The 24781-nt window shown below is 37.2% G+C and carries 25 protein-coding genes and 5 tRNA genes; 1 reads left to right on the top strand and 29 read right to left on the bottom strand.

The window, feature by feature from the left end:
• Positions 1-82: 82 nt before the first annotated feature.
• From VRHSUH10_RS01175 to VRHSUH10_RS01145, 7 genes are read right to left on the bottom strand one after another with little or no spacing between them, the layout of a single operon-like run.
• Entirely contained in the window at positions 83-1981 is a 1899-nt protein-coding gene (locus VRHSUH10_RS01175) for a bifunctional 4-hydroxy-3-methylbut-2-enyl diphosphate reductase/30S ribosomal protein S1 (RefSeq protein ID WP_105089129.1), read from the bottom strand.
• Positions 1972-2592 carry a 1-acyl-sn-glycerol-3-phosphate acyltransferase gene (locus VRHSUH10_RS01170; protein WP_105089128.1) on the bottom strand — a complete coding sequence of 207 codons (621 nt, stop codon included), beginning with the start codon at positions 2590-2592 and terminating at the stop codon, positions 1972-1974. The genes VRHSUH10_RS01175 and VRHSUH10_RS01170 overlap by 10 nt, the downstream gene beginning before the upstream one ends.
• Position 2593: 1 nt before the next feature.
• The gene (gene cmk / locus VRHSUH10_RS01165; RefSeq protein ID WP_105089127.1) at positions 2594-3268 is read right to left on the bottom strand and encodes a (d)CMP kinase; all 675 of its coding nucleotides are present in this window, start codon (positions 3266-3268) and stop codon (positions 2594-2596) included.
• Positions 3269-3276: 8 nt separating this feature from the next.
• Positions 3277-4524 carry an NAD(P)/FAD-dependent oxidoreductase gene (locus VRHSUH10_RS01160; protein ID WP_105089126.1) on the bottom strand — a complete coding sequence of 416 codons (1248 nt, stop codon included), beginning with the start codon at positions 4522-4524 and terminating at the stop codon, positions 3277-3279.
• The gene (locus VRHSUH10_RS01155) at positions 4521-5249 is read right to left on the bottom strand and encodes a pseudouridine synthase (RefSeq protein WP_005386768.1); all 729 of its coding nucleotides are present in this window, start codon (positions 5247-5249) and stop codon (positions 4521-4523) included. Before VRHSUH10_RS01155 ends, VRHSUH10_RS01160 begins: the two co-directional genes overlap by 4 nt.
• 1 nt (position 5250) lies before the next feature.
• Positions 5251-5760: an SMC-Scp complex subunit ScpB gene (gene scpB, locus VRHSUH10_RS01150; RefSeq protein ID WP_105089125.1), complete on the bottom strand. Its 510-nt coding sequence runs from the start codon at positions 5758-5760 to the stop codon at positions 5251-5253.
• Positions 5761-5772: 12 nt separating this feature from the next.
• Positions 5773-6498 (bottom strand): ScpA family protein, encoded by a 726-nt coding sequence (locus VRHSUH10_RS01145; RefSeq protein WP_105089124.1) that lies wholly within the window; start codon positions 6496-6498, stop codon positions 5773-5775.
• Between the two features lie 166 nt (positions 6499-6664).
• Here VRHSUH10_RS01145 and VRHSUH10_RS01140 point away from each other — a divergent pair, with 166 nt between their 5' ends.
• Entirely contained in the window at positions 6665-8497 is a 1833-nt protein-coding gene (locus tag VRHSUH10_RS01140) for a phosphoethanolamine transferase (RefSeq protein WP_105089123.1), read from the top strand.
• 122 nt (positions 8498-8619) lie between these two features.
• Here the strand turns inward: VRHSUH10_RS01140 and VRHSUH10_RS01135 are convergent, their stop codons facing one another.
• The 22 genes from VRHSUH10_RS01135 to ftsE form a co-directional block, all read right to left on the bottom strand.
• Positions 8620-9075 carry a DUF523 domain-containing protein gene (locus VRHSUH10_RS01135; RefSeq protein ID WP_105089122.1) on the bottom strand — a complete coding sequence of 152 codons (456 nt, stop codon included), beginning with the start codon at positions 9073-9075 and terminating at the stop codon, positions 8620-8622.
• A 73-nt stretch (positions 9076-9148) separates the two neighbouring features.
• A tRNA-Leu gene (locus VRHSUH10_RS01130) sits at positions 9149-9237 on the bottom strand.
• A gap of 14 nt (positions 9238-9251) precedes the next feature.
• Positions 9252-9326 (bottom strand) — tRNA-Cys (locus VRHSUH10_RS01125).
• Positions 9327-9335: 9 nt separating this feature from the next.
• Positions 9336-9410, bottom strand: a tRNA-Gly gene (locus VRHSUH10_RS01120).
• A gap of 7 nt (positions 9411-9417) precedes the next feature.
• Positions 9418-9493: transfer RNA gene (locus VRHSUH10_RS01115), tRNA-Phe, on the bottom strand.
• A gap of 5 nt (positions 9494-9498) precedes the next feature.
• Positions 9499-9574, bottom strand: a tRNA-Asp gene (locus VRHSUH10_RS01110).
• 50 nt (positions 9575-9624) lie between these two features.
• Positions 9625-10221, bottom strand: a complete 597-nt coding sequence (locus VRHSUH10_RS01105; protein WP_105089121.1) for an MBL fold metallo-hydrolase — start codon at positions 10219-10221, stop codon at positions 9625-9627.
• A 12-nt stretch (positions 10222-10233) separates the two neighbouring features.
• Positions 10234-11721: a TrkH family potassium uptake protein gene (locus VRHSUH10_RS01100; RefSeq protein ID WP_105089120.1), complete on the bottom strand. Its 1488-nt coding sequence runs from the start codon at positions 11719-11721 to the stop codon at positions 10234-10236.
• Between the two features lie 12 nt (positions 11722-11733).
• Positions 11734-13074, bottom strand: coding sequence for a Trk system potassium transporter TrkA (trkA, locus tag VRHSUH10_RS01095; protein ID WP_105089119.1), 1341 nt, complete (start codon positions 13072-13074; stop codon positions 11734-11736).
• 5 nt (positions 13075-13079) lie between these two features.
• The gene (locus VRHSUH10_RS01090) at positions 13080-13988 is read right to left on the bottom strand and encodes a S1 RNA-binding domain-containing protein (protein WP_039969222.1); all 909 of its coding nucleotides are present in this window, start codon (positions 13986-13988) and stop codon (positions 13080-13082) included.
• A gap of 1 nt (position 13989) precedes the next feature.
• A complete protein-coding gene (rsfS, locus tag VRHSUH10_RS01085; protein WP_105089118.1) occupies positions 13990-14352 on the bottom strand; it encodes a ribosome silencing factor in 363 nt (120 codons plus the stop codon).
• A gap of 12 nt (positions 14353-14364) precedes the next feature.
• Positions 14365-15492 (bottom strand): LCP family protein, encoded by a 1128-nt coding sequence (locus tag VRHSUH10_RS01080; protein WP_105089117.1) that lies wholly within the window; start codon positions 15490-15492, stop codon positions 14365-14367.
• Between the two features lie 12 nt (positions 15493-15504).
• On the bottom strand, positions 15505-16074 hold the full coding sequence (gene yqeK / locus VRHSUH10_RS01075) for a bis(5'-nucleosyl)-tetraphosphatase (symmetrical) YqeK (protein WP_105089116.1): 570 nt from the start codon (positions 16072-16074) through the stop codon (positions 15505-15507).
• A gap of 3 nt (positions 16075-16077) precedes the next feature.
• A complete protein-coding gene (nadD, locus tag VRHSUH10_RS01070) occupies positions 16078-16692 on the bottom strand; it encodes a nicotinate-nucleotide adenylyltransferase (RefSeq protein WP_105089115.1) in 615 nt (204 codons plus the stop codon).
• 139 nt (positions 16693-16831) lie between these two features.
• On the bottom strand, positions 16832-18091 hold the full coding sequence (locus VRHSUH10_RS01065) for a glutamate-5-semialdehyde dehydrogenase (RefSeq protein WP_105089114.1): 1260 nt from the start codon (positions 18089-18091) through the stop codon (positions 16832-16834).
• A gap of 9 nt (positions 18092-18100) precedes the next feature.
• Entirely contained in the window at positions 18101-19222 is a 1122-nt protein-coding gene (gene proB, locus VRHSUH10_RS01060) for a glutamate 5-kinase (RefSeq protein ID WP_105089113.1), read from the bottom strand.
• Positions 19223-19288: 66 nt separating this feature from the next.
• Positions 19289-19573: a ribosome assembly RNA-binding protein YhbY gene (gene yhbY / locus VRHSUH10_RS01055; protein ID WP_024066152.1), complete on the bottom strand. Its 285-nt coding sequence runs from the start codon at positions 19571-19573 to the stop codon at positions 19289-19291.
• An 8-nt stretch (positions 19574-19581) separates the two neighbouring features.
• Positions 19582-20853, bottom strand: coding sequence for a GTPase ObgE (gene obgE, locus VRHSUH10_RS01050; protein WP_105089112.1), 1272 nt, complete (start codon positions 20851-20853; stop codon positions 19582-19584).
• A gap of 17 nt (positions 20854-20870) precedes the next feature.
• The gene (locus VRHSUH10_RS01045; protein ID WP_105089111.1) at positions 20871-22010 is read right to left on the bottom strand and encodes a S41 family peptidase; all 1140 of its coding nucleotides are present in this window, start codon (positions 22008-22010) and stop codon (positions 20871-20873) included.
• A 1-nt stretch (position 22011) separates the two neighbouring features.
• Positions 22012-23217, bottom strand: coding sequence for a murein hydrolase activator EnvC (locus VRHSUH10_RS01040; protein WP_105089110.1), 1206 nt, complete (start codon positions 23215-23217; stop codon positions 22012-22014).
• Positions 23217-24104, bottom strand: coding sequence for a permease-like cell division protein FtsX (gene ftsX, locus VRHSUH10_RS01035; RefSeq protein ID WP_024066929.1), 888 nt, complete (start codon positions 24102-24104; stop codon positions 23217-23219). The genes VRHSUH10_RS01040 and ftsX overlap by 1 nt, the downstream gene beginning before the upstream one ends.
• Entirely contained in the window at positions 24094-24780 is a 687-nt protein-coding gene (gene ftsE / locus VRHSUH10_RS01030) for a cell division ATP-binding protein FtsE (RefSeq protein ID WP_105089109.1), read from the bottom strand. The genes ftsX and ftsE overlap by 11 nt, the downstream gene beginning before the upstream one ends.
• Between the last annotated feature and the right edge of the window lies 1 nt (position 24781).

Raw genomic sequence — 24781 nt, 5'->3', positions numbered from 1 at the left:
CTATATTTTATCATATTCTACGTATAGTACGCAAAAAGGCTAACCAAGGAAACCTTGGTTAGCCTTTATATTAGACAATGAATTATTCAGCGTCTTCTGCAGTTTCTTTTGCTTCCATCAATTCAGTTAAAGCCAAGCCCAATTTCTTTTCATCTTTGTTAAGAGAAATGATTTTAACTTCAACTTCTTGACCACGGTTTAAGTAATCTTCAACTTTCGCATTACGTTGTTTTGTAATTTGAGAAATGTGAAGTAAACCTTGGATGTCGTCGTTAACAGCTACGAATGCACCATAAGCTACCAAACGAACAACTTTACCGTTGATAACATCGCCAACGTGCAATGTTTCTTCAGCTACGTCCCATGGGCTCTTAGATAAAGCTTTTAAGGACAAGGATAATTTGTTGCTTTCAGCGTCGAAGGATTGTAATTTAACTTCGATTTCTTGACCAACGGAAAGAACATCTTCCACTTTTTTGATTTTTTGCCAAGAAATGTCGGAAATGTGAAGTAAACCTTCAATACCGCCGATATCTACGAAAGCACCATAAGGCATGATTTTACGAACGATACCTTTATAGTTGTCGCCAACGTTGATGTTTTTCAATGCTTCAGCTAATTTAGCTTGACGTTCTACTTCCAATACTGCACGACGGGAAAGAACCAAACGGTTTTTCTTTTCGTCGATTTCAAGTACTTTAGCTTCGAATTCTGTACCAACCAAGTTGTCCAAGGATTTTACGAAATGAACATCACCTTGGGACAATGGAATGAAACCACGAAGGGATTTAACTGTTACTACCAAACCTGCTGGGATAGCATCAATACCTTTACATACGATAGCTTCATCTTTTTCTTGTGCTTCGATAACATATTGCCAATCTTCATCTTTAGCCAAGCGAGTCATGGAAAGATAAATAGGATTATCTTCTTTGATGTGGTTCATGATAACTGCTTTAATTTCATCACCATTTTTCAACACATCTTTGGCAGATTCTGGTGCTGGATAAGAAATTTCAGTTCTGTTCAAAATGGCTTCAGTTTTGTAGCCAAAAGATACATATGCGCGTTCATCTTCAACTTGAACTACTGTACCTTCTACAACGTTCCCTTTCTTAAATTCTTCTTGACCTTCTGCTGCTAATAATTCTGCAAAATCTTTCATTGTCTCAATGACCTCCTTAATAATCCAGTCGGGAGTCGATGCTCCTGCTGTAACTCCTACCGTCTGTACTCGGTTAAACCATTCCAGTTGTAATTCAGTAGAAGTTTCAATGTGATATGTTGTACATCCAACGTCACGACAAACCTCTGCCAATCGGTTTGTATTGCCGCTGTTCTTACCGCCTATCACTATCATAAGATCTACATTACGTGCTAAGTCAACGGCAGAGTTCTGTCGTTCTTGCGTTGCATTGCATATCGTTTTGAAAATCTTAAGATTCTTAGATTTTTTCTCTAATATCTCTATTATACTGTTAAATTTGAATTGTGAAAAGGTTGTTTGTACAACAACACCCATTTTTTCCACAATTTGTAGTTTTTCGGCGGATTCTTCATCTTCAATGATTATTCCTTTATTATTTGCCCATAAATTGATACTTTTGACCTCAGGATGGTTTTTTTCGCCCAAAATCACCAATGTCATGCCATCTTCAATGACAGACTTAGCATCTTGTTGCGCTTTTTTTACATGAGGACATGTAGCATCTAAAATATGTAAGCCCTTTTCTTCAGCTTCAGCATAAATAGCAGGACCTACACCATGAGATCTGATAATCATAGTTCCTTCATCGATATCAGCAACCTCTTGGATCGGGCTTACACCTTTACTTTCTAAGCGCCCTACAACTTGAGGATTGTGAATGATAGGACCTAATGTATAACTTTTACCATCACTATTGGCGGCTTCATCAGCCATTTCAACAGCTCGTTTTACACCATAGCAAAAGCCGTGGTTTTCAGCCAAAATTATTTCCATAAAGTCTCCTCTATACGATTTTCATGATAAGAATCTATCATGCGTTGGATTTCACCTTTCACACGATCATTAACTTCTTTTATTGCTTCCGGTGTGGGCTTTGCTTTACTTACAGGAACTTGTTTACCAATAATACAAGCGACTTGATTTTTCTTCATATTATGAGATCCAATAATCGCAACTGGTGTAATGCCAATACCCGTACGCAACGCAATGGATGCGGCTCCATCATGGAATCTACCAAGTTTTCCACTCTTTTGTCGATTTCCTTCGGCAAATATACCTAGCACCTTATTATCTTTCAATAAACCTAATGCATGACGTATAGCTACCTTATCGATGGCTCCACGGTTTAGAGGAAACGCACCAAGCCAAGTACAGAAAAATCGAGAAATAGGATTTACAAATAACTCCTGCTTTGCCATAAAGTGCACATGTCTTGGTAATGCATACCCACAAATAGGTGGATCATTATTACTCAAATGATTTGGTACAACAATAACGGGACCTTCCATAGGGAAATTATCACGACCGTATACCTTTAATCCATAGCCGACTTTATAACGCAACCAAAAAGCAGTACGCCAAAGCCATGTAGAAAATTTATTCATCTTAGATTCGCTCCTGTACTAGATGCAATATATGTTTCACTGTTTCATCAAATGTCATATTACTAGAATCCACAACAATGGCATCCTCAACACATACGAGTGGAGATTCATCACGATTTTTATCCATTTCATCGCGACTTTCTACGTTCTTTTTAATGTCTTCTAATGGTTGCTCATTAGAAGTACCTTGAACTTCAAGCCATCTACGTTTAGCTCGTGCATCTACAGAAGCAGTTAAATATATTTTCAATTCTGCATTCGGTAATACAACAGAACCTATATCACGACCATCTAAAATAACACCACCAATAGCTGCCATTGCTTGTTGACGTTCAACTAAGTATTCACGTACTCCTTTATAAGAAGCAATGGTTGATACATTTTCATTGATTTGTTGTTGTCGAATTAAATCAGTTACATCCTGACCTTTTACATACACTTTACAAGCACTTGCCGTAGGCTCTAGTGTTAAATCTAATGAAGGAAGTAATGCCTCTACATCCTTTTGATTGTTAACATCTACGTTACTATCAAGAACCGCCCACGTAACACCGCGATACATAGCGCCTGTATCAATATATAAGTAACCCAACTCATTAGCCACTTCTTTTGAAATACTACTTTTACCAGCCCCTGCAGGACCATCAATAGCAATGGCAATTTTTTTAGTATTCATAATAACCTCTATTCTTCATCACCATGTACAGCATGCATAGCCGCTACATAACCAGTAGAAAAAGCTGCTTGTAAATTATAGCCACCCGTAAAGGCATCAATATCTAATACCTCACCGGCACCATATAAACCTTTCACTAATTTAGATTCCATTGTTTTTGGACTAAATTCTTTTAACGAGATTCCGCCTGCTGTAACAATGGCTTCTGCCACCGGACGCAATTCTTTAACGGTTAATGTCATATGCTGTAATACATGACATAAACGCAAACGTTCTTCTTTTGTGATTTGATTAATTGGTTTACTTGAATCTAATTCAGCAAGCTTTATAATAATAGGAATAAGATTTACCGGCAGTAAATCTTTCATGCCATTAGCCAATTGTTTCTTAGAATATAGATCAAAATCTTTTTGTAAACGCTTATCTAATACTTCTGCCGTTAATGCAGGCTTAAGATTAATTTCAATTGTAATTTGAGGATTTTTCTTACGCAATAATTTGCCTACCGTATGACTTAACGACAAAATGGTAGGACCCGTAAGGCCAAAATGGGTAAACATCATTTCCCCAAATTGCTTAGCCTGTACCTTATTTTTAGAAATAACGGATACCTCAACATTACGAAGGCTAAGACCCATAATATCCTTCACCCATGATTCCTCTGTTACTATTGGCACCAACGATGGTCTAATATCCGTAATGGTATGCCCTATTTTCTTAGCTAAAGTATATCCATCACCAGTAGAACCAGTTAAAGGATATGAAGCACCACCAGTACATATAATAGCAGCATCACAAGCATATTGTTCCTTATCTGTTGTAACCCCCACTACTCGATCATCTTTTACAGTAATAGATGTAACAGGTTCATTCAAATGAACTTGAACATTATACTTTTTAAGGATTTTCATGAACGTATTGCGTACTTCTAAAGCGGAATCAGATTCAGGGAATACACGACCACCACGTTCTACCTTAGTTTTCAACCCCCAACTATGTAATAGCTCAAGCAAGTCCTCATTACTAAAGCGTTCGTAAGCACCATAAAGAAATTTACCATTGCCTGGCGTATTTTTAATAAACTCGGTCATATCTGCATTATTTGTAATATTACAGCGACCTTTACCTGTGATGCCCATCTTCTTACCAACCATATTCATTTTTTCAAGTAATATGACACGAGCACCTTCACGACCTGCTATAACAGCCGCCATAAGACCTGCCGCACCACCACCAATGACTATGATTTGTTTCATTTCTTATCAGTCCCCAACGCTTTAAGTGCTTTTACCTCTCTAATAGTAAGTTGACGAGAAGCACCACGTTTTACACCGCCCAATGTGAGACCTGCATAAGCAATACGTTTTAAATTATGGATGCGGTACCCAAAGTGTTCAAACATACGACGAACTTGGCGATTACGACCTTCATGGATGGTAATCTCTACTTCATGAACACCATTATGATCGTCAAAACCTAAATCTACAATTGTAGCAGGTGCTGTCATTCCATCTTCAAGTTTAACGCCATTAGCAATGACTTGTAAATCTTCATCGCGAACGCGACCTTTGATACGCACTTCATAGGTTTTTTCTACACCTTTAGATGGATGTGTTAAGTTTTGTGCTAATTCACCATCATTGGTAAGTAATAATAAACCTTCAGTATATAAATCAAGACGACCAATAGGATAAATGCGTTTAGATTCGTTTTTGATATAATCTAAAACAGTTTCTCGACCTTGAGGGTCAGATACAGATGTAATGACGCCCTTTGGCTTATTTAATAAATAATATACAGGTTTTTCTTGCGCCAATAATTGACCATTAACCTTAACCTTATCTTTTTGAGGGTCAATTTTAACGCCCAGCTCAGTTACCTTGCGGCCATTAACCTGAACTTTCCCCTCCGTAATTAATTCTTCTGCCTTACGTCGTGATGCAACACCACAACTAGCAATAAATTTTTGTAATCGTTCCATATTATCCTTCTGTTTCCAAAACTTCTTGATGTAAAGCTTCAATAGATTCTACACCAGCACTTCTTAAAAACTCGTCGGTTGTTCCATAAAGAATAGGTCTTCCTACAGTGTCTTTATGACCTAATTCAGCAATAAGAGATCGAGTGAGTAATTGTTTAATAATCTTATCGCTATTTACACCGCGTATTTCTTCAATTTCAGCTTTAGTTATAGGTTGTTTATAGGCTATAACAGCTAATGTTTCCATCGCTGCATTAGATAATTTATCTTCTCGCTTACGTATATGACCTACATAATCAGCGCTTTCCATAGCGCTAACTAACTCAACACCAGCCCCTGATACTCTCAATCGGATACCTCGGTTTTGGTCTTCAAGCTCACGTTGTAATGTTTCTATATAGTCCTGTACTTCCTCTGTTGAAAGTCCAAATACCTCTCCAAGCATATCGATTGATATAGGCTTTGCCGATGAAAACAATACGGCCTCTAAATGCATTGTTGGTAAGCTCATATAGCCCCCTTTCTATACGGTACCTTCTAAGGCTGCAGTGAATACAATATCATCCTCTTCATAGCGCATTTCCATGATTTGTTGTTTCAACAATTCTAAAACAGCCATAAAGATCGTTACCATACCACTTTTTGTTTCAATTGCTACTAATAACTCTCTAAAGTGTAAACTTTCACCACGACGTATACGACTAGATAAAGACAGAATCATATCTTCTAAGCTATAACTGTCTTTTTCAACCTTTACTTCACGAATAGGTTCCTCTTCAGGTAATTCCTTAGCTCGCTTTAAGGTTTGATAAAAAATTTCGTATAATTGGGAAAGTTCTAAATTATATACATTATCTAATCCAAGTACGCTTGTTTCTTCAGGTCTACTAAATATATTGGCAGAAACAGCTGTACGCTCCATTAATAGAGCTGTAAAATCCTTGATTTTCTTAAACTCTACTAATTTTGCTACTAATTCATCACGTGGATCCTCAGCTTCATCTGGCTCAGGTTCAGCTTTAGGCAGTAACATACGCGATTTAATCTGCAATAAGGTAGATGCCATTACAAGAAACTCACTACTATAATGAATATCAAAGTGATTCCAATTATCTAAATATTCCAAGTATTGACTCGTAATTTCAACGATAGGAATATCGGTGATTTCTATTTTATGTTTTTCAATGAGATGTAAAAGCAAGTCTAAAGGACCTTCAAAAACATCTAACTTATAATTATAATCTCCCATAAACCCCAATCCTTAGAAAATATACTTTAACTATATAATTATAAAGCATTTATAGTAGTACTTTCAAATAATTGTTTTTTTTACAGTCATCTGCTATCTTTATTATAGTAATTATTATATATTATGAAAAAAATTTATTGTGTATTCCTACAAGAGGGGATTTATTATGTTATCTAATTTAAAGCAAATTGGGAGAAATCCCATCTTTCGCTTTGGTATCATTGGTATTGTTTTATATATAGCTCTATTTTTCATCTATGAACCTATTACACTAGGACTAGATGTTGAAGATATAACGATTTTAGCAGTACCAACAATTGTAGGTACTTTTTTATTTCAATACTTTATGGGGTGTACCGTTTTTCATAGACCATTTTTAGGATATGGATTAGTTGGTATTCTTTGGGCTCTTACATTCCCACTCCTTTTCCACTGGTCCTATGTTAAGCCTTTATATTTCTATGAATTCGCTAATGACTTCTTATTTGGCCTACTCATTTTTATGGGCTTATCTGGAATTCAATTCTTACTAAATCAAACGAATCGCCTTCATAAAACCACATCATTAATCATGGCAATCATTACCATGATATTAAGTCTTATTCCATTCTTACAAATTGGATACTACTTAACTACATGGCATTGTTTAACGCCAGCTAGTTTACTAGCAGTATATATGACAAACCCTGAGGAAGCCTTTGGATTCTTAAAAAATGCTGCTGGTATTCCTGGTCTTATCGCTGTTGGTATCGGTCTAGTAGCTTGGACGTATCTACTCTACTGGTCTAATCTAGGAATGAAAGCAGTGGTAAACTTAAATACTACACGACCTATGCGCTCCACATTACTCATTGTGTCTATTGTAGCATTCTTAGTTTATGTACCATTCTTCTTATTCCCTAAAACATGTATTGTAGCAAACTGGATTGCCGCTGGCGATTATGTAAAACAGATGCAACAATATAATGATAACCATCATTTAGTTTTCGATTCCTTTAATTTAGATACAAAGGAAACCTCTGCTAACAAAACACCTGGTACGATCATATTGGTAATTGGTGAGTCTAGTTCTCGTGATTATATGAAGGTTTATAATCCAAACTTCCCTTATGACGATACACCATGGCAAGGTAATATGCGCTCTAATAACAAAGATTTTGTGTTCTTTGATAACGCATACTCATCCTATGTACAAACAGTACCAACTCTAGAACGCGCTCTATCCGAACGCAATCAATATGATGATAAACCATTCCTTGATTCAGCAAATATCTTGGACGTAGCTAAAAAAGCTGGGTATACTACTTCTTGGTTTAGTAACCAAGGTGTATTTGGTGAATACGATACAGCCATTTCTCTAATGGCCAAAACGGCAGATACCACAAAATGGTCTCACGAATCATATGCATTCTCTGACCGCTATGATGAATCATTATTGCCTTTATTACAATCTGTAGATCCTACGAAAAATAACTTTATCGTTATTCATATCATGGGGAGCCATATTTATTACAATGACCGTTACCCTCATGAGTTCAGTAAATGGAAACAAGGCCCATATCCAGATGGCCAAGAAGCATATGCTAATAGCCAACTGTATACTGATTGGTTATTACAACAAATCTATACGTATGGCAAGGAAAAATTAAACTTACAAGCTATGGTCTATTTCTCTGACCACGGTGAAAGTTTAGATAAATCTCATAACCCAGATACATTTGACTTTGTTATGACTCACATTCCATTCTGGATTTATTTATCTCCTCAATATCGTGCAGCGTATCCTCAAACTGCAGAGGAACTTACTAAGCATGAACATCAATACTTTACAAATGATTTACTATATGACACATTAATCGGTCTCATGCATGCACCTAACCAACGCTATGATGCAACACGAGACTTCAGTAATGGTAAGTATCGATTTAATTTACATAACCTTACTACCTTACTGGGGGAACAACCATTAACTAACGATCCTGTAAATGCAGGTAAATAATCTAGACTATTTCTTGAACTGAGTTAATCATATTAATCTGTTATCAGTAAAGCATATAATTATGTAATGATAGCCAGTTAAGGTTATAGTAAAGAAAAAACAAAAAAGAGATGAGTTAAAACTCATCTCTTTTTTTGTTCTATTAATAAATCAATATCATCTTCTGTATACACTTCAATATTATTCTTTAATAGAGCCTCTACAGTGCATCCATGACCATCCCGTAGGGTTTTACTAAAGGTACCATCATAAATGCGCTTATAGCCGCAACTAGGGCTTTTTGCTTTCATTAGAGCCCGATTACACTCATTTTGAAAAGCTATATCTAATGTATTCTGAGCGCCTATAAGGAATTCTTTAGTTACATCAGTCCCATTAGCTGTACATATACGTTCTCCTTGTCGTTCTGCAGGATCACGCGGTGTACTAAGTCCACCTAATACTTCTGGACATACAGGTACTAAATCAAACATTTCTTTTAACAATGGTAATTTCGCTATATAATTATCTTTTCCATCATAACGACATGATACGCCGCATAGACATTCACTAATTAGCAATTTAGGTTTCTTATTCATAGTATTATTTAATATGTAGTATTAAAAACTTAATTTACATAAGAAAAAAAGACTAACCGAAGTTAGTCTTAATTGGTGCCGAGGACCGGAATCGAACCGGTACGGTTGTTTCCAACCGACGGATTTTAAGTCCGTTGCGTCTGCCTGTTCCGCCACCCCGGCATGGGTAACGTTTGTGGAGGCGGCACCCAGAATCGAACTGGGGAATAAAGGTTTTGCAGACCTCTGCCTTACCGCTTGGCTATGCCGCCATATAAAGTTGGAGCGGGAAACGAGATTCGAACTCGCGACCCCCGCCTTGGCAAGGCGGTGCTCTACCGCTGAGCTATTCCCGCATGTACATGGTGCCTCAGGACAGAATCGAACTGTCGACACACGGATTTTCAGTCCGTTGCTCTACCAACTGAGCTACCGAGGCATGAATGGCGACCCCGATCAGATTTGAACTGACGATCTTCGCCGTGACAGGGCGACATGTTAACCGCTACACCACGGGGCCGTATCCAAAGTACTTGCTTAGTATATCGGTTATCAGGACTTTTGTCAACACTATCCTACAATATTTTTGATGAATTCTTCTTCATCTTTTAATGTTGTGGATTCTTTATGTCCTGGGTCGATTATTAAATCCTTAGACAAGGTTAATATATACTTCAAACTAGTAATCAAATCTTCTGGATTACTATTATAATTGTCAGTATTCCCTACATTTTGTTTAAATACAGTATCCCCTGAAAATAGATGTCCTTCTATTTCAAAACAAACAGAACCAGCACTATGACCAGGTGTGTGATAGACAATAACTTCAAAGGGTCCTAATTGTAGTTTACCTGTTACTAAATCGTTACAATTAGTATACATTTTCTTCTTGTAAACACTTGGTCTGCGACGAATTAATTGTAACAATTCTTGATCTAAAGGATGTAAATAAGCAGGAATATTATAATGCTCACATACCTCATCTAGAGCTGACACATGGTCACAATGACCATGTGTCAATAGAACTGCTATTGGTTCAGAATCCCCTACCATTTCAATGATATGCTTACTATGAAATCCAGGATCAATTATTAAAGATTTACCCTCTTTAACGAGTACGTAGCAATTCGCTTTATAAAGCCCTAGAGGGCGTTTTATAATATTCATATTATTCGCCCCCTATAGAATACGATACCGCTTGGAAGATTGTTTTTTTATAAAATACCCTTCCCAGAATTGAGGATGAAGCATAACAAGAATGGTAAATAATTCTAAACGCCCCAATATCATATCAACAATAGCTATACATTTTGCTGAGTCAGGCATAGCACCAAAGGAATCAGTGGGACCGAATCCACCAAAACCAAGGCCAACATTACTTAAGAATGCTGTTATCACTTGCATAGAATCATATGTGGATAAACCAGTGCAAGTCATCAAAAAGACAGAAACAACATAAATCATTAAGTATAAAAATAAAAATTGTTGTGTCATTTGAATCCACTTAGTAGGCATTGGTTTACCATTGATGCGTACAACTTGAACCATATCTGGATGAATCGATTTACGCAGATAAATGATACTACTTTTAATTAAAATAATGAGACGTATAATTTTAACGCCCCCTGTGGTAGAACCACTACAACCACCAAAAAATGATGAAATAAAGAGCATCATCTGCGCAGCTGCAGGCCATAAATCATAATCACTTACAGCAAATCCACTACCAGTTTGAATCGATACAAGATTGAAAGACGCATCCCTAATAATTTGTATTGGATCATTTATAGTAGATTGTAAGGCTAATGATAATCCAATAATTATAATGCCTATTAGAATTACAAGCCAATACATGCGTGTTTCAAAATCATCAATTAAAATACGAATCCCTTTATGAAGAGCATTATAGTACACAGAAAAATTTCCGCCTGCTAATATCATAAAGAATATAAATACAAAGCAAATATAGTTATTCTGCTCATAAACAAACGTACCAGCTGATGTAGGTGTAAAACCACCTGTAGATATAATAGAAAATGCATAATTAAGTGCATCAAATGGTTCGATTCCACCCGCCCATAGCATGAGGAAACAAACTCCAGTGAACACAATATATAACCGCCAAAGTTTTGTAGCCATTGATTGAATACGAGGCATAACTACACCTGGTTTTGGTACCGAAGCTTCTGCATTAAACATATGAGCTGCGTCAGCACCAAGATTTTTCAAGAAGGATAAAATAAGGACGATAATCCCCATCCCACCAATCCAGTGCATAAGTCCACGCCATAATACAAATGTATTCGGTAAATCATCTACACTATTAATAATAGTAGCACCAGTTGCAGTAATCCCAGATGTAGCTTCAAACAGCGCATCAAATACATTGACTAAAATACCACTACCAAGAAATGGTAAGGAGCCTAAGATAACGGTTAATATCCATGTAGCTGATACTACTAAAAACCCATCGCGAAGACTAAAACTTTGACTTTCTTTGCCATAATAAGATAAAAGTCCACCTAAGCCGAATGAAATACCGGTGGTAATCAAAAATGACCAATATGCAGTTTCAAATACGACACCATATATAAAGGGTATCAATGTAAAAATCCCAAATATATATAATAGCCGCCCCACTAAGGACATGACAATTTGAATGCGCATAGTCCCTCCAAACTAGGTTAGATATTTAAGTAATTTACTTACCGATTCAGGTAACGCAAAGAGAACAATGTGATCTCCATCTAAAATCTCAGTATTACCACGTGGCACAATGGCTTCATCACCACGCAAAATAACACCTACTAAAGCCTTCCCTGGTAAACGTATATCTTTCAATTGTTTACCGGCTACAGGTGATTCACTTGTAATAGCAACCTCAATAGATTCCGCTTTCCCACCTTCAAAGGTAGAGATTGATAAAACACCTTCTCCGCTTCGAACAAAACGTAAAATTTGACTAGCTGTAAATAAACGTGGAGAGAATACGACATCAATGCCTACTTGTTCCATAAGCATAATGTATTCAGGTCGCCCTACACGTACTACAGTCTTAGGGATCCCCATATGCTTACCTACAAGAGCAACTAATAGATTGAGTTTATCATCATCTGTAAGTGCAATAATAACATCACTATCAGCAATTTCTTCTGCTTCTAAGAGATCGAAATCCGTAGCATCTCCATTAATAACAATTGTCTTATCCACAAGGTTTGCTAGCTGTTCACAACGGTCAAAATTCTTTTCAATAACTTTAACCGAAAATCCAGCTTGCTCCAAAAGGACCGTTAAATTTCTACCTAAAAGGCCAGCTCCAATGATAACAGCTCTTTTATAGAATGTATTATGATTATGGAACCAAAGACTTTCTACCTCTTCAACGGCTTCTTTCAAGCCTAAAAAGAATACACTATCATCAGGCTGTAGAATACTTTCACCATGAGGAATAATCATTTCACCATAGCGTAAAACACCTACTAGTAAAACACCTTCAGGGAATTGGATTTCTTTTAAAGGTTTTCCGATTAATGGAATATCATCTGTAATCTTAAATTCCATGAGGCGCACAGCGCCTTGACCAAAGTCCTCAACATCAATAGCTGAAGGCGTTTCTAAAATTTGTAAAAGCTCTTGAGCCGTAACCATTTCAGGATTAATGAACAAATCTACGCCTAATTTGGCACGCATCTCATCATCCATATGTTCTGCTACCGTATTATCTCGAACACGAGCAATCGTTGTAGGAACACCTGTCATTTTAGCTACAGCACAGGATAGCATATTTACTTCATCAGAATCGGTAACAGCAATAAACATTCCTACATCATCCATACCGATTTCGTTAAGCAATTGTATATCACTGCCGTTACCTTGAACAAGGCTAACATCTAAGGTATTTTCAAGATTTTGTATGCGTTCTGATGACCGATCGATAACGTACACATCATGATCATCTTGTATCAGGCGTTGTGCCAAGGAATAGCCAACCTTACCAGCACCTACAATGACAATTTTCATCGTCTTTATTCCTCTTCTTGTGATTCATTACTAACAGGAGGTGTCCATTGACGTCCTATTTCAGTTAATAATGTCCAACCATCATCTTGAACAATCTTTTTCTCTTTCATCAAATGCCCTAAAGCACGTTTAAACGCGGCTTTGCTGATGTTAAACTTATCTTTAATCAACATAGCAGAAGATTCATCACTATACGGCATCTTACCACCACGGTTAAGAAGATATTCCATAATAATATCTCCATCAGATATGAGGGCCTTTTCCTTGGTAGGGCGCATAGATACATTGATTCGGCCATCATCACGTTTAAAGGTAACGCGACCTTCAACCATCTCCCCAACCTTTAGTTTTCTCGTCATTTCTGAGCGATGTAAAAAGGCTATCCATCGTTCTGGAGTAATAAAGAATGCCCCATCACTAGTTAAGTTATAAATAGCACCCTTAACTAGTTGTCCTACCTTAGCCTCTGTAGCGGCCTTAGAAGCACGACGCATTTCATCATCTACATCCATAGATACTGCAAATCGACCAGATTTATCAGTATATAGGCGAACCCAAACCTTTTCACCAACTTGAGGACGTCCACGCATCTCAGCATGTGGCATAAAGATACCACGCTCAGTGCCAACCTCAACGAAGCAGCCAAAGTTTGTAGTATTGATTACCTCAACATAGCCAATTTGACCTACCTTCATCGCAGGTAAACGCATAGAAGCAGTTAAACGTCCTTTTGGATCGCGATATAAAAATACCTCTACCTCATCACCAATGGCAACCGGAGATGTTTGTTGATCCTTATGAAGCAAAATATCATCATTTGTATTGCCTGTTTGACCATCTAGAAAGGCCCCTTGGTCACTAGTACGCAATACTTTTAATGTGGCAATTGTATTTTCCAACAATTCAGTAGCCATATTATACTCCTTCAAATGGAACTCGAACTGCATCATTCCACAACTCTTCTAAACCGTAGAATTCGCGCAATTCATCACCACCAAAGACATGACAAATAACATCGCCAAAATCAAGTAAAATCCATTCACCTTCACGGTAACCTTCTCTGTGGTTGACTGTCATGCCCAATTCTGCTGCTTTATCTTCCATTTCATCAGCAATACTTTGAGATTGCTTGATATTGTTTGCACTAGCAATTAGGAAGTAATCACCTAACATGGATACACCTTCTAAGTCGAGAATTTCAATATCTCTACCTTTTTTATCAAACGCAGCCTGTGCTAATTGTAATACGATTTGTTTAATCTCTTCTTTATTTTTCATACTATTCCCCTTTTACCGTTTTTTACTACTCTCATCACCAGGTTCTGTTGGCTTTGTAATTGTCCCACCGTTATGTTCTGATTCCGGTGCAACTTTAACTTTGGCTGTACTATTAGTTGGAGCTGTTACAAATTGTGTCATTTCATTAGCTGGTAAATTTCCCATCGTAATGCCTACTAATCGTTGTGCTTCCGTAGGATTTACCTTCCAATATGTCATATCTCCTACTAGCTCTTTTTCTCCAGGAAGAATATAGAAATGGATTTCTTCCTTATTGATTTTGCTAGCATTATACACAAGCTTAATAGCATCTAATGTAGAAATATTGCTATCATAATGATCCCAAATACGCCAAATATGCCATGCATTTGTTAAGAAGAATGCATTATGCTCTTCTTCTACCCATAGTTTTAAAAAGCGTTCTTGTCGTTGTACACGTGTAAATGTATCATGTTTTGGATCAGAATATCGTAAATAAGCCAATGCTTTATCACTATCTAATGTTTGATAGCCTCGTTGCAAATCGATATCTTTATTTCCGTCTGCATCTACGTGTTCCATAGTTTGTTCTACATAGATTTGTTGATTTCCTAATACATCATTCGTTTTTTTGAAAGCATTTTTGTTAACAACAACATAATATGGTATTGAAATATGGAACATATCTTCAATAACAGCTTTTGTTAAATCAATACCACCTTTTTCATAGATGCTATTGAGCATTGTTGCGTCAGTCTGATCCCTGTTATCAATTTTACTATTACTAGGGATGCCAATAACATCCATTGTCTTTTGATCTAAATTAATAGATAACAAGAATAAGCTATCACTTTGACTTGGATTATTGTCATCAGTACCGACAACAAGAATATATAATGGTTTATCTAAGCCTTTTTGCTCTACAGACACAGTATTACCATCTTGTTTATTTCCATTATCTGCAGATGCATCAGTTGATTCGGTAGTACCTACAATAGCTCTATATGCATAAGATACGCCAGTATATAGACCGTATCCTATACCGCCAAGTAATGCTACTACAACAATAATAGCTAATATAATTCTAGGCCATTTAACAGATGACTTTTGTTGACGTCTTCTTCTTCGACGGCGAGCTCTTGCTCGTTCACGTTCTTCCATATATAAACTCCATTATTTACAAGATTGTAACACATCATTACGACCAAGAATGGTCAAAGGATAAATAGATTGTTTTTGCTCAATAAGATGAATAATAGTGTTATCAAAACCAAGCAATACAGCTTTATCTAAATTTTGTTCTGCCACTTTACGCAATTCATCAACACCTGGGAAATCTCGATTAGGTTCTATATAGTCTGCTAAGAATATAACTTTATCTAATTTAGACATATGTATCTTACCAGTCGTATGAACTCTAATGGCTTCTAAAACATCAGCATCAGATATGGAAAATTCTTGTTTAGCACGAATCATGCCAGCTAATCCATGTAAAAGATTACCATTACTTAATAATTCTTCGTCAGCCTCATAAGATTCAGCTCTAACTAGATTTTGCATTTCCTCTAGAGGAAGCTCCTTTGCGCAATCATGCAACAATGCGGCTAATCTTGCCTTTTCCACATCAACGCCATAAAGCTCAGCTAAATGAGTGGCTGATTCAACAACGCCAAGAGTATGCTTAAAACGTTTTTTGGTCAACCATTGACTCACGCTAACTTGTATTTCATCAAATGATAACATCCTTTATTCCTTCCCATAAATATGGTTTTCTTCTATATACTCCACTACACATTTAGGCAACATGTACCGAACAGTTTTTCCAGAACGTAACCGCTCTCGTAAATACGTAGCAGATAATTTCATCTCAGGAACTTCCATAAGATGTATTTTTTCTCGTGCTTTTGGTCCTAAAATATCTAATGTTTCATCAATAGCACTAGATCCATCAGGTCTTGTAGCGCCAATAAAGTGGACCTCATCTAATAATTCCTCAATAAATTTCCACGTTGGCAACGCACGAATTGTATCCGTTCCAGCTATAAAGTAAAATTCAACATTTGGTCCATACATCACCTTAAAATGTTGAATCGTATCAACTGTATACGAAGGGCCTTCTCGACGCATCTCTATATCAGAAATTTCAAAATTTGGATTATCTGACACGGCTGCTGCAGTCATAGCATATCGATGATGACTATCTATTACATCATGTTGCTTATGAGGTGGTATCCGTGCTGGCACGAAAATAACCTTCTCAAGGTTAAAGCTTTCGCAAGCCACCTCAGCAATCATTAGATGCCCTAAATGGATAGGATTAAATGTTCCACCTATGATACCTATACGACGTTTCTCTACCATAATAATGTCACACCCTTAATGACAATGACACAAATAATGATAAATAAGAGCAGTGCTTTTCCATAGGATATCCATTCATATCGACCTTTAGGGGTCTGAATATATCTGTAGTATGCCCTTATTAAGTAATATACTGTCTTCACTTTCGAACTTGGCCTTCTCCAAATACAAAGTATTTATATGATGTTAGTGCTTGTAATCCCATTGGTCCACGAGCGTGGAGCTTTTGAGTACTAATACCGATTTCAGCACCAAAACCAAATTCAAAACCATCAGTAAAACGCGTTGAAGCATTATGATACACAGTAGAACAATCTACTAAGTTCATGAATACTCTTGCACGCATCGGTTCATCTGTTACGATAGCCTCAGAGTGATGTGTAGAATAACAATTAATATGATTGATGGCTTCTTCAAGATTTTCAACAATACGTACATTTAAGTCCATATCGTTATATTCGGTATGGAAGGAATCCTCTGTTAAAGGAATTGTATTCTCCATATATTGAGCTACATCTATATCACCGTGAATGCGAACGCCATATTCTTGTAGAGCCATATCAAGACGTGGTAAAAATTCACCGGCTACCGCTTGGTGTACTAGCAATGTTTCCATAGAATTACATACAGACGGACGTTGTACCTTTGCATTAATTGCAATTTCTAATGCCATATCGAGATTCGCATATTCATCTATATATGTATGACACACACCACTACCTGTTTCAATAACAGGAATACTACTTTCCTCTACAACACGACGAATAAGTCCAGCTCCACCACGAGGAATGATGACATCAATATATTCACGTTGGTGTAATAATACACCAACCATATCCCGATCTAGAACTTCAACAAGTTGAATTGCATCTGGCGTAATTCCTAAAGATTCTAAGGTATTGCGCATAATAGTTACGATAATTTGGTTGGTATGGAAGGCCTCCTTACCACCACGCAGTATCGTAGCATTCGATGTTTTTAAACAAAGCACACCAGCATCAATTGTTACATTTGGACGAGCTTCAAAAATAATACCAATGACACCAAAAGGTACCGCTCTTTTTTCAATAGTCAAACCGTTAGGACGTGTAATTGTTTCTAGAACTGAACCAACTGGACTTTCAAGAGCAGCTACTTGACGAACACCTTCAGCCATTTGAGAAATGCGGCTAGGTGTCAATGTTAATCGATCTATCATGGTTTGAGGCACATTATAGTCCCCAGATTTATCTAAGTCTAACTTATTAGCAGCCATGATTTCATCGGCTTGTGCTTCTACAGCATCAGCAATCGCTAATAATGCAGAATCTAATGTACCTTGATCAATTTGAGCTAATTCAAAGGATGCCGCTTTAGCTCTTTGACCCATATCTTTACAAATTTCTTCATACTGGTTCATAGGATATCCTCAATGTAATAAAACTAGATTATTACGATGTACTGCTTCATCATAGGTTGTATTAATACCTAAAATTTGAGCTATATCGTTAGTATTATGACCTTTAATAGCCTTCATATCATCAACGCTATAGTTGATAAGACCACGTCCGATTTCTTTCCCATTATGATAAATAGAAATCGTATCACCAGGTCCGAAGGTACCTTCTACATCAATAATGCCCGCAGGCAATATACTAGCCCCTTTATCTAAAACAGCACGAGCACAACCATCATCAATAGTAATGGAACCCTTCAACCGCTTACCAAAGGCTAGCCAATGATGTTTCCCTGATAGACCAGTATCATGTGCTTCAAAGAGAGTACCAATTTGTTCACCCTTACATACGCGACGAACTGAGTCCTCTACTTCACCAGAGGTAATCACCATAGGTACACCAGAGTTTGTCGCCATGTGAGCTGCTTTAATTTTAGTATACATACCACCAGTGCCCATGTTAGAACCAGCACCACCTGCAATAGCATACGTTTCATCTGTAATCTCAGAAACTGTTTCTATTAAAGTAGCGTCAGGATGAGTTGCTGGATTAGCCGTATATAAGCCTTCAATGTCAGACAAAATGATAAGTAAATCAGCATCTACAATACCTGCTACAGTAGCAGATAAAGTATCATTATCGCCTATTTTAAACTCTTCAATAGCAACTACGTCATTCTCATTGATAATAGGAATAACATTGAGTTGCAATAACGTATGTAATGTATTGCGCAAGTTTAGATAACTATGGCGGCCTGTACTATCTTCTTTTGTTAAAAGAATTTGACCTACTGTACGACCGTATTCACGAAACATACGCTCATACATATGGATGAGGATACCTTGTCCTACTGCTGCAGCAGCTTGTTTCAAAACAAGGTCTCTAGGTTTTTCTTTAAATCCTAGAGGGGCAAGGCCAGCTCCCGTTGCACCAGAAGAAACAAGGATAACCTCTTTACCTTGATTAGCTAAATCTGATAATTGGCGTACTAATCTTTCTATGCGTTCTAAGTTTAAATGTCCATTAGCATAACATAGCGTACTACTGCCTACTTTTACTACTATTCTTTTTGCGTCGATGATAGAACTGCGCATAGATTAACCTCCTAGGCCAATTGGTTATGAAGTTCCCACTATAATAAAATTTAGTAATATAACGATTTACTTAGGTAGAATAATTTTAGGTTCTTTTTTAGCTTTATATAAAACACCATTAAAACCAATGACTTGGACTAATTCAGCACCTAACATATCAGCTAACTCTTGGAAAATCGTCTTATCTTCAGGGCTATTGTTGTGTAATTTCACCTTGATTAATTCACGAGCCATTAAGGCTGCGCGAGCACTATCAATAACACTATTTTCTAAACCATTTTTACCAATCTGAACTACTGGTGGCATTGTTGCTGCCAAAGAACGTAAATACCGTTTTTGTTTTCCTGTCATTATTACTCCTACTCTTGGAATGTAAAGCGTTGATCGCCAATCACAACTTCATCACCGTCTTTACAACCTTTTTCTTTTAATTTAGCATCTAGCTCCATAAAGCGCCAAATGCGTTGGAATCTACGAAGAGATTGATCATCACTTAAATTTGTCATTGCTACTAAGCGTTCAATACGTTTACCTGTAATATAGAATGCAGCATCGTCACCACGGGTGATAACGAATTCTACATCCGGTTTTGCTTCGTATACTACTGTATCATCAGTTGCTTCCGGTTCTGGCTCATAATTTTCTACATAGTAGTAAGCTCGTTCCATAAGTTCTGGTAAACCTTCGCCACTTAATGCATTGATAAGGAATACTTCGTAGCCTTTATCTTCAAAATATTTTTTTGTATCAGGAATTGTTGTATCATCAAAGACCATATCAATCTTATTGAGCGCAACAATCTGTTTTTTATTAGCTAATTTTTCAGAATATTTACGAAGTTCTTCATTAATAGCATCAAAATCAACCTTTGGATCGCGACCTTCCATACCAGATACATCAAGGACGTGAATTAAAATGTTAGTCCGTTCTACGTGACGTAAAAAGTTATGACCTAAACCAACACCCTCACTAGCCCCTTCAATAAGGCCAGGAATATCAGCTAATACAAAGCTGCGATCCCCAGAAATAGTTACAACACCTAGAACTGGTGTCAACGTAGTAAAGTGGTACGCTGCTACCTCTGGTTGAGCTTTAGATACTTTACGCAAAATACTAGATTTACCAACAGATGGATAGCCTAATAAACCTACGTCAGCTAATACTTTTAACTCTAATTGTAACCAGAATTCTTCACCTGGTTCACCTTTTTCTGCAAAGGTTGGCGCACGATTAGCGCTCGTTTGGAAACGAGCATTACCACGACCGCCACGACCGCCTTTAGCAATGACAAATGTATCGCCATCATTAACGAGGTCGCAGAAAACTTTGCCAGTTTCTTCTTCTTTAATTACTGTCCCCAATGGAACAGGAATGATAAGCGGTTCAGAACCACGACCATGCTTGTTGGAGCTTTCACCATTACCACCAGCAGGTGCCTTGAATTGACGTTTATATCTAAAGTCTACAAGAGTATTAATATTCTTGTCCGCTTTAAAAATAACGTCTGCCCCTTTACCACCATCTCCACCACTAGGGCCGCCATTTGGCACGTATTTCTCACGGCGGAAGCTGGACATGCCGTCCCCACCGTCACCAGCCTTAACAAAGACGCGCGCTCTATCTATAAACATAATTTAACTCCTATGCATTATTGTTGTAATATTTCTAATGCCTTTTTAATTTGAATATCATCTAATGTACTAGATGGATTTACACCTTTTGGTAGATCAAGTTCTACATCAGGTTTAATACCAATGCCGTCAATGACACGGTCATTTGGTGTGTGATACTTGGCAATAGTTACCTTAACACCTTCATTATCAAGGCTAGGGTAAATAGTTTGAACCGTACCCTTGCCATATGTATTAGTACCTAAAATAGTACCTAATTTACGATCTTGAATCGCACCAGCTATAATTTCAGATGCACTAGCAGAACCTTTGTTAACAAGAACTACTAATGGCATAGCTACTTCTGGACCATCAGACTTATAAACATCTTTTTTACCAGCTCGATTTTGTACTGTAACTAGTGTTCCTGGAGGCATAATATAGTTAGAAATCTTCTCAGTGGTAGATAATAAACCACCAGGATTATCTCGAAGATCTAAAATTAGTTCCTTCATACCTTGAGATTGTAATTCTTTAAATTGTGTTCCGAAATCATCAGCTGTATTCTCAGCAAATTGACTAATGCGAATATAACCAACTGTACTAGTTAGCATTTTACTTTTAACAGTAGGAAGAACAATAGATTCGCGAGTGATATCGAAATGTAACTTCTCACCATTGCGATCAACATCAAGGGCAACAACAGTACCTGCCTCACCGCGAATTCGAGAGGATGCATCTTCTACAGTAATATCACTTGTGGATTGACCATCGATAGCAATAATATGGTCCCCAGGTTTAATGCCCGCTTTGAAAGCTGGTTGATCTTCCATAATACTAACTGCATATAAACCTTTATCATCATGCCCAAGAACCATGCCTACACCAGCATAAGTACCAGATGTTTGCATTTTCATGGACTTAAATTCATCAGCATCTAAATAAACACTATGAGGATCTCCCAAAGAGCCAATCAAGCCTTTTAACATACCATCATAAAGGGTAGCTTTAGACATAGGTGTCATAAAGACTTGACTCGCAGCATAGTAGGCTACAAATAGTCTTGGTAAGCCCCAGAATGAACCAGATAGATACCAAAACGTTAGCCACATAATAACGATGCCAGAGCCTATATATTTCAATAGGCTCCACAACACCGTACGTGTATCAAATTTCATATTATAAATATCCCATAGGATCCACAGGATCCCCACTTATACGAACTTCAAAATGAACGTGTGGTCCAGTACTATTACCAGTGCTACCAGCATAGGCTATAACTTGACCTTTAGATACATCTTGTCCTTCAGAGACAGCAAGCTCAGAATTATGGCCATAAAGGGTAGACATACCATTACCATGGTCGATAACTACGGCATAACCATAGCCGCCCATCCAACCAGACCAAACAACAGTACCACCATCAGCAGCATGAACAGGTGTACCTTCATCAACACCAATATCTATACCAGAATGGTAAATTGTTGTTCCCCAAATTGGATGTGTCCGATAACCATAAGGTGAAGTAATTTCACCACTTACAGGCCACCCTAGTTGACCAGATCCTTGCACCCAAGAGTAACTTGGTGCAGACTGTTGAGCTGCCGCTGCCGCCGCCGCTTCTGCAGCAGCGCGAGCCGCTGCACGTTCCGCTTGACGTGCTTTTAATAGTGCAGTAATTTGAGCGGAAGAAGCATTAAGTTCTTCCACTGCTTGCATTGCAGTAGCACGGTCATTTTGTGCCTTCTGAAGAACTACTTCTCGTTCTTTTTTCTTTTGTTCAATTTCAGCTTGTTTTGCTACAGCAGCTTTTTCAAGCTCCACTAATTTAGCTCGAGATTGCTCAAGAGCTTGCTTGCGTGCAGCAATTTCAGCACGTTCTTTTTTAATTTCATCGATTAATTTAATATCAGAATCTATAATGCGCTTTAAAATCTCTAGTCGATTTGCAAAATCACTAAAGTCTTTAGAACCAATAACAACATCTAAATAACTTAGACGACCATTGATATAAATGTCACGTACACGCTTATAAAATACGGACTCACGTCCTTCTAAACGTTTTTGTGCTTCTACTAGTAACTTTTCATTAACAGTAATATCATTTTCAACGGCTACACGTTGCTGTTGAATAGACTCTAACTGTTGTTGAGCTTGACGCAATTGCTCTTCAATTTGTCTCAACTGTTCAGATACGCTTACAATGACAGTTTCAGCATCAGCTTTAATAGAGTTTTGTTGATTAACTTGTTGTTGAATTGAATCTAATTGATTCGTTAAATCCTCATCTTCCGCAACAATGTATAGTGGTGTTCCCAGTACTACTATACCTGTCAAAATTGTTGCTACAAGACGTGATTTGATTGTGTTGTATTTCATAAACATTACACCTTCATGTATTGTTTTAAAGAAATTGTACTACCAATAGCACCTACTATAATACCGCCAACTAAAATATAGATAGCCACATCATAGAAGAATGGGAACATTGGTACTAATGGGAAGAATGCTAAAGACTCAGACACTTCCATAGTAATGAAATGGTAGAATTCACCTACACAAAGTACGGCAATAATAGCTCCAACTAAACCTAATAACATGCCTTCTATCAAGAATGGCCAACGAATAAAGCCATTTGTTGCACCTACATATTTCATAATAGCAATTTCTTTACGACGAGCAAACACAGTCAAACGAATTGTATTAGAAATGATGAATAATGTAGCGGCTGCTAAGAATGCAATTAATACGATACCACCAATCCTGATAACTTGAGTTATACGGAAGAGTTCTTCCACAATATCTTGACCATAATGTGTACTTTCAACACCTTGGAATGTGGTAGCTAATTTAGCTGTAGCCTTAACATCACTAGGATTATCAAAGGTTAATACATAAGAATTTGGCAATGGATTTACATCACCTAGGGCATTTACTAATTGTTGTTGATCACCTAGGCGAGCTTTAAATTCCTTCATAGCTTGCTCTTTATTAACAAACTCCAAATGCTTAAGATTTGGTATAGCTTTAATTTGCTTACCTACCGCCATTATTTGGTCAGTTGTTAAACCATCTTTTAAGTAAATGCTCAATTGAACTTGGTTTTCTAAGCTAGATGCCATGTTATTCAAATTGATAACTCCGCAAAGAAATACACCAAGCATAAATAGAGATAAAGCCACTGTAGAAATAGATGCTAACGTCATAAGACCGTTACGCTTCATAGATTTGAGGGCTTCTTTAAAAAAGTATTTCAATGTTCTAGGCTTCATTAATTTCAGCACCTCTCATATTATCACTTTGAACGCGACCATCTTTAAGACGAATAACACGTTTATTTAAATACGAAACAAGATCCATATTATGGGTAACCATAATAACAGTTGTGCCAAAATTATTGATATGCTTAAACAAATCTACAATACCTTTACTTGTATCAGGGTCTAAGTTACCAGTTGGTTCATCAGCAATAAGTACAGATGGTCGATTTACAATAGCACGAGCAATAGCAACGCGTTGTTGTTCACCACCAGATAGATCTTCTGGTAAATCATTTGCTTTATCGGTTAAACCAACAAGTTCAAGTACATGACTTACCTTTTCTTTAATTATTTTTGGTTTTTCTTCAATTACTTCTAGAGCAAAGGCGATATTTTCAGATACCGTTTTATTTGGTAATAAACGGAAGTCTTGGAATACTACGCCTAGCTTTCTACGTAATTTAGGAATTTTGCTACGCTTCATGCGCGTAACATCAAAGTCATCAACGATAACTGTACCAGTATCTGGCACAACTTCATGTGTTAACAACTTAAATAGAGTTGATTTCCCTGCACCGCTGTGACCACAAATGAGGACAAATTCTCCCTCATTTATAGTTAAACACACATCGTCTAATGCAACAGAACCATTATCATAGACTTTACTAACATTCTTAAATTCAATCATG

This window comes from Veillonella sp. T11011-6 (assembly GCF_002959755.1).
Taxonomy (GTDB): Bacteria; Bacillota; Negativicutes; order Veillonellales; family Veillonellaceae; genus Veillonella.
The sequence above is the reverse complement of the archived record's forward strand: the minus strand, read 5'-3'. Positions and strand labels throughout refer to the sequence as shown.